Annotated in this window: 5 protein-coding genes; all 5 read left to right on the top strand. The window is 37.4% G+C overall.

Features of this window, described 5'->3' with window-relative positions; all coding sequences use genetic code 11:
• Nucleotides 1–261: 261 nt before the first annotated feature.
• The 5 genes from rpsL (at nt 262) to ACZQCL_RS05215 (ending at nt 6,020) form a co-directional block, all read left to right on the top strand.
• Complete coding sequence (rpsL, locus tag ACZQCL_RS05235) at nt 262–675, top strand: 30S ribosomal protein S12 (protein WP_117573318.1); 414 nt, start codon at nt 262–264, stop codon at nt 673–675.
• Between the two features lie 25 nt (nt 676–700).
• Nucleotides 701–1,171 (top strand): 30S ribosomal protein S7, encoded by a 471-nt coding sequence (rpsG, locus tag ACZQCL_RS05230; RefSeq protein ID WP_003866299.1) that lies wholly within the window; start codon nt 701–703, stop codon nt 1,169–1,171.
• Nucleotides 1,172–1,189: 18 nt separating this feature from the next.
• Nucleotides 1,190–3,286, top strand: a complete 2,097-nt coding sequence (gene fusA, locus ACZQCL_RS05225; protein WP_227992156.1) for an elongation factor G — start codon at nt 1,190–1,192, stop codon at nt 3,284–3,286.
• 72 nt (nt 3,287–3,358) lie between these two features.
• Complete coding sequence (gene tuf / locus ACZQCL_RS05220; RefSeq protein ID WP_227992155.1) at nt 3,359–4,543, top strand: elongation factor Tu; 1,185 nt, start codon at nt 3,359–3,361, stop codon at nt 4,541–4,543.
• A 169-nt stretch (nt 4,544–4,712) separates the two neighbouring features.
• Complete coding sequence (locus ACZQCL_RS05215; protein WP_331866594.1) at nt 4,713–6,020, top strand: O-acetylhomoserine aminocarboxypropyltransferase/cysteine synthase family protein; 1,308 nt, start codon at nt 4,713–4,715, stop codon at nt 6,018–6,020.
• Nucleotides 6,021–6,289 lie beyond the last annotated feature (269 nt).

The raw sequence follows: 6,289 nt of genomic DNA, 5'->3' as shown, positions 1-6,289 counted from the left end.
AAATTCTGTACACATGTTTCATTACCTCACTTACAGGTAAATTGTACAAGTCTATTTGACATTAATGATGTCTATATCCTGTTTTATTAAATGTGTCTTTTTATAAAAAATCAACAAAAAAGAATTGACAAATCATGTTGAATGCTGTATCTTAGTATTGCATGCGAAAATAGGTTCTGAAAAGAGCCTATATTTAATGGATGGGCAAGACCCACCCGGCTTCGTTTGCTTGGAAATTGAAAATTTTGAAAGGAGAATCTTATGCCTACAATCAACCAGTTGATTCGTAAAGGTCGTAAGGCCAGTCAAAACGTTTCAAAGTCTCCAGCTTTGAACCGTGGTTACAACTCATTGCAGTCTAAACCAACAAACCAATCAAGTCCACAAAAACGTGGAGTTTGTACTCGTGTTGGTACTATGACACCTAAGAAACCAAACTCAGCACTTCGTAAATATGCGCGTGTTCGTTTAAGTAATGGTATGGAAGTTACAGCTTACATTCCAGGTATCGGACATAACTTACAGGAACACAGTGTTGTATTGATTCGTGGTGGACGTGTTAAAGACTTACCAGGTGTTCGTTACCACATCGTTCGTGGAACTTTGGACTGTGCTGGTGTAAATGACCGTAAACAATCTCGTTCATTATACGGAACAAAAAGACCTAAGAAATAGATCAATCGTGAAAGGAGGAAATTAGATGCCTAGAAAAGGACACATTGCGAAACGTGACGTACTAGTCGACCCAATTTATAACTCTAAGTTGGTTACTCGTTTGATCAACAAAATCATGATTGATGGTAAAAAAGGGGTTGCACAAACTATTTTGTACAACGCGTTTGAAATCGTAGAAGTAAAAACAGGAAAAGCACCAATGGAGGTTTTCGAACAAGCTTTAGAAAACGTTATGCCTCAATTGGAATTGAAAGTTAGACGTGTAGGTGGAGCCAACTACCAAGTACCAGTTGAAGTAAGCGACGAACGTCGTTTGACTTTAGGACTTCGTTGGATCGTAAACTACGCACGTTTACGTAACGAAAAAACAATGGAACAGAGATTAGCAGCTGAAATTATCGATGCTTCTAATGGAACTGGTGCCAGTGTTAAAAAACGTGAAGACACTCACAAAATGGCAGAAGCTAACAAGGCTTATGCTCACTACCGTTGGTAAGAGAAGGAGTAAAGAAATATGGCTAGAGAATATGCTTTACACGAAACTCGTAACATCGGTATCATGGCTCACATCGATGCCGGAAAAACAACAACAACAGAACGTATTCTTTACTACTCTGGTGTAAATCACAAGATTGGTGAAACACACGATGGAGCTAGTACAATGGACTGGATGGAGCAAGAACAAGAACGTGGTATCACTATCACTTCTGCTGCTACAACAGCTCACTGGAGAAAGACAGACGGAACTGGTAAAGAATGCCGTATCAATATCATCGATACACCAGGCCACGTAGACTTCACAGTAGAAGTTGAACGTAGTTTACGTGTATTAGATGGTGCCGTAACAGTATTAGATGCCAAAGCAGGTGTAGAACCTCAGACTGAAACAGTTTGGCGTCAAGCTACTGAATATAACGTTCCACGTATTGTATTCTGTAACAAAATGGATGCTACAGGTGCTGACTTCTTAATGTCATGCAATACAATCATCGATCGTTTAGGAGCTAAATCTTGTCCAATTCAGTTACCAATCGGCGCTGAATCAGACTTCGAAGCTATCATTGATATCATCAAGAGAAAAGCTTACGAATTTAGTGGAGATTATGGTCGTGTAATCACTGAAATCCCAGTTCCAGAAGATATGGTAGATCTTATGGAAGAATACCGTGCTAAATTATTAGATTATTTAGCAGATTATGATGAAGATTTCATGATGCAAGTATTAGAAGGTGAAGAACCTTCAATCGAAGAAATCAAACGTGTATTACGTATTGCTGTATGTAATGGTGACTTCTTCCCAGTATTATGTGGATCTGCATATAAGAACAAAGGTGTTCAATTAGTATTGGATGCAGTAGTAGATTACTTACCAAGTCCATTAGATGTACCTTCAATTAAAGGTACTACATTAGATGGAGAACCAGATGTTCGTCACCCTGGTGATGATCAACCATTCTCAGCATTAGCATTTAAAATCGCTACAGACCCATTCGTTGGAAAATTATCTTTCTTCCGTGTTTATTCAGGTACTGCAAAAGCAGGAAGCTATGTATTAAACTCAACAAAAGATAAAAAAGAACGTTTCGGACGTATCGTTCAGATGCATGCCAATGCACGTAAAGAAATCACTGAAGTTTATTCAGGTGATATCGCTGCTGCTGTTGGTTTAAAGGTTACTACAACAGGTGATACATTGTGTGATGAAGATCACCCAATCATCCTTGAATCTATGGAATTCCCTGAACCAGTAATCGAATTGTCTTTGGAACCAAAAACTAAAGCTGACCAAGACAAAATGGGATTGGCTCTTGCAAAACTTGCAGAAGAAGACCCTACTTTCAAAACATATACAAACGAAGAAACAGGACAAACAATTATTGCCGGTGTAGGTGAACTTCACTTGGATATCATTGTTGACCGTTTACGTCGTGAATTTAAAGTTGAAGCAAATGTTGGACAACCACAAGTTGCTTACCGTGAAACAATTCGTCAGGCTGCTGATTGTGAAGGAAAATATATCCGTCAGTCAGGTGGTCGTGGACAATATGGTCACGTATGGATCAAATTCGAACCAAACGAAGGAAAAGGATTTGAATTTGTTGATGCTATCGTTGGTGGTAGCGTACCTAGAGAATATATCAAACCAACTCAAGAAGGTTTGGAAGCAGCATTGGAAAATGGTATGGTTGCAGGTTACCCAGTAATCGATATCAAAGCTACATTATTTGATGGATCATACCACGATGTCGACTCTAGTGAAATGGCTTATAAGATTGCCGCTAGTATGGCATTGAAAGAAGCCGGAAAGAAATGTAAACCTGCTATTCTAGAACCAATCATGTTCGTAGAAGTAACTGCACCAAGTGAATACTTAGGTAGCGTTATGGGTGACATTTCAAGTCGTCGTGGACAAATCACTGAACAGGAAGAACGTGGAAATGCCATTATCGTTCGTGCACATGTTCCATTATCAGAAATGTTCGGATATGTTACAGACTTACGTAGCTTTACTCAGGGACGTGGAAACTACTCTATGAAGTTCGACCACTACTCAGAAGTTCCAAAGAGTATTGCAGAAAAAATTATTAAAGAGAATTCAAACGAAAACTAGTTGATTTTCGTTTGGTTCTGAAATACAATATTTATTGTATGAAATATGTTAGCATTTAGGAGGAAATTATAAATGGCTAAGGAAAAATTTGACAGAAGTAAAACTCACGTTAATATTGGTACTATCGGTCACGTTGACCACGGTAAAACAACATTAACAGCAGCTATTACAACAGTATTAGCTAAAAAAGGTATGGCTAAAGCTGAAGCTTATGACCAAATCGATGGTGCTCCAGAAGAAAAAGAACGTGGAATCACTATCAACACTGCACACGTTGAATACCAAACAGAAAAACGTCACTATGCACACGTTGACTGTCCAGGCCACGCCGATTATGTAAAAAACATGATCACTGGTGCTGCTCAGATGGACGGAGCAATCTTAGTAGTTGCTGCATCTGATGGACCTATGCCTCAAACACGTGAACACATCTTGTTAGCACGTCAGGTAGGTGTTAAATATATCGTTGTTTACTTAAACAAATGCGATATGGTTGATGATGAAGAATTAATCGACTTAGTAGAAATGGAAGTTCGTGAATTATTAAACGAATACGGATTCGACGGAGACGAAACTCCAGTTATCCGTGGATCAGCTTTAAAAGCTCTTGAAGGAGATCCTAAATACGAAGAATCAATCTACGAATTGATGAATGCTGTTGATACTTGGATTCCAGATCCAGCTCGTGAAATGGATAAACCATTCTTGATGGCAGTCGAAGATGTTATGACAATTTCTGGTCGTGGTACAGTAGCTACAGGACGTGTTGAACGTGGTCAAGCTCACTTAAATGACGAAGTTGAAATCGTTGGTATCAAAGACACTCAAAAAACAGTATTAACTGGTTTGGAAATGTTCCACAAACAATTAGACGTTGCTGAAGCAGGTGACAACATTGGTGCATTGTTACGTGGTATTGCACGTGACCAAATCCAACGTGGACAAGTATTAGCTAAACCTGGAAGTGTACACCCTCACACTAAATTTAAAGCACAAGTTTATGTTTTAACAAAAGAAGAAGGTGGACGTCACACTCCATTCGTTTCTAACTACCGTCCTCAATTCTACTTCCGTACAACTGACGTTACAGGTGTAATCACATTGCCAGAAGGAACTGACATGGTAATGCCTGGTGACAACGTTGTTATGAACGTTGAATTGATCGCTCCAATCGCTATCGAAACTGGTACTAAGTTCTCTATCCGTGAAGGTGGACACACTGTAGGTGCTGGTAACGTTACTGAAATTGACGGTTAATTAAACTTATAAAAACAAAGGACTGATACTTTTTTGTATCGGTCTTTTTTTACCTCAAAATGAAAGAAATGTAAATACAATGAAAAAATTACATTTATCGTTGACATTATAATCATTATACTTTATCATACAAAACATATAAGAATAGTATGAATTAAGGAGAATGATTATGACAAAAATAACTAGAGATAAACGAAATTTTAAATTTGAAACATTACAACTTCATGTAGGACAAGAACAAGCAGATCCAACAACTGACGCACGTGCAGTGCCAATTTATCAAACATCATCTTATGTGTTTAGAAATTGTGATCATGCAGCAGCACGTTTTGGATTGAGTGATGCAGGAAATATTTATGGGCGTTTAACGAATCCAACTGAGGATGTATTTGAAAAGCGTATAGCGGCTCTTGAGGGTGGTGTAGCTGCATTAGCCGTAGCATCGGGTGCAGCGGCTGTTACATATACAATATTAAATTTAGCTCAAAATGGGGACAATATTGTTTCAGCCAAAAATATTTATGGTGGTTCATTTAATTTATTTGAACATACTTTACCTCAATATGGGATTGACACAAACTTTGTAGATATTTTTAATGAAGAACAAGTTGAAAGTGCTATTAATGAAAAAACAAAGGCTTTGTATATTGAAACATTAGGAAATCCAAATTCAGATGTAGTAGATATTGAATCTGTTGCAAAAATTGCTCATAAACACAAAATTCCATTAGTAGTGGATAATACGTTTGCCACGCCATATTTAGTAAGACCAATCGAATATGGTGCTGATATTGTTGTTCATTCAGCTACAAAATTTATTGGTGGTCACGGAACTAGTATTGGTGGCGTAATTGTTGACGGAGGAAATTTTGATTGGGAAGCTAGTGGAAAATTCGATTCACTGACAAAACCAAATCCAAGCTATCATGGAATTAGTTTTACACAAGCATGTGGAGCTGCAGCATTCGTCACTAAGGTGCGTGCAATTCTTTTAAGAGATACAGGAGCTACGGTTTCTCCTTTCAATGCATTCTTATTCTTACAAGGGTTAGAAACATTATCCTTACGTGTAGAACGTCATAGTTATAACGCGTTAAAAGTCGTCGAATATTTGAATAATCATCCTCAAGTAGAAAGCGTATCTCATCCTAGTGTTTCTACGGATCCTAAACAACAAGAGTTGTATAAAAAGTATTTTCCTAATGGAGGAGGTTCTATCTTCACGTTTGACATTAAGGGGGATGCACAAAAAGCTAAAGATTTTATAGATAATCTAGAATTATTCTCTTTATTGGCAAATGTTGCGGATGTTAAATCGTTAGTGATTCACCCGGCAACAACAACACATTCACAATGTACAGAAGAAGAGTTACTAGATCAGGGTATTCGTCCGAATACAATTCGTTTAAGTATAGGATGTGAAAACATCGATGATATTATTCAAGATTTGGATGAAGCATTTAAAGCTATCGCATAATATATAAAAAGCCAGAAATCTGGCTTTTTATATATTAAGATTTTGGTTTCGGAACAGAGAAATACTACATGTGAAATAGAACTAAAATATCACAAGATATGAATTATCAGGAACGACAAAAAGGGCTATCATAATAGCCAACATTTTGTATTTGTCTTTAGTTGTTGAATTATTTTTTTACAATCATTTTATGATCACATTCAGGGCAGTGCATCATATAGTTTTCTTCAGGTTCATTTGGAAATAATTCATCGATCAACCATCTAGGT

This window comes from Holdemanella sp. (genome assembly GCF_056804935.1).
The sequence above is the reverse complement of the archived record's forward strand: the minus strand, read 5'-3'. Positions and strand labels throughout refer to the sequence as shown.

Coding starts and splice junctions, on each gene's coding strand:
- rpsL (WP_117573318.1), top strand. CDS start 262: ATGCCTACAATCAACCAGTTGATTCGTAAAGGTCGTAAGGCCAGTCAA.
- rpsG (WP_003866299.1), top strand. CDS start 701: ATGCCTAGAAAAGGACACATTGCGAAACGTGACGTACTAGTCGACCCA.
- fusA (WP_227992156.1), top strand. CDS start 1,190: ATGGCTAGAGAATATGCTTTACACGAAACTCGTAACATCGGTATCATG.
- tuf (WP_227992155.1), top strand. CDS start 3,359: ATGGCTAAGGAAAAATTTGACAGAAGTAAAACTCACGTTAATATTGGT.
- ACZQCL_RS05215 (WP_331866594.1), top strand. CDS start 4,713: ATGACAAAAATAACTAGAGATAAACGAAATTTTAAATTTGAAACATTA.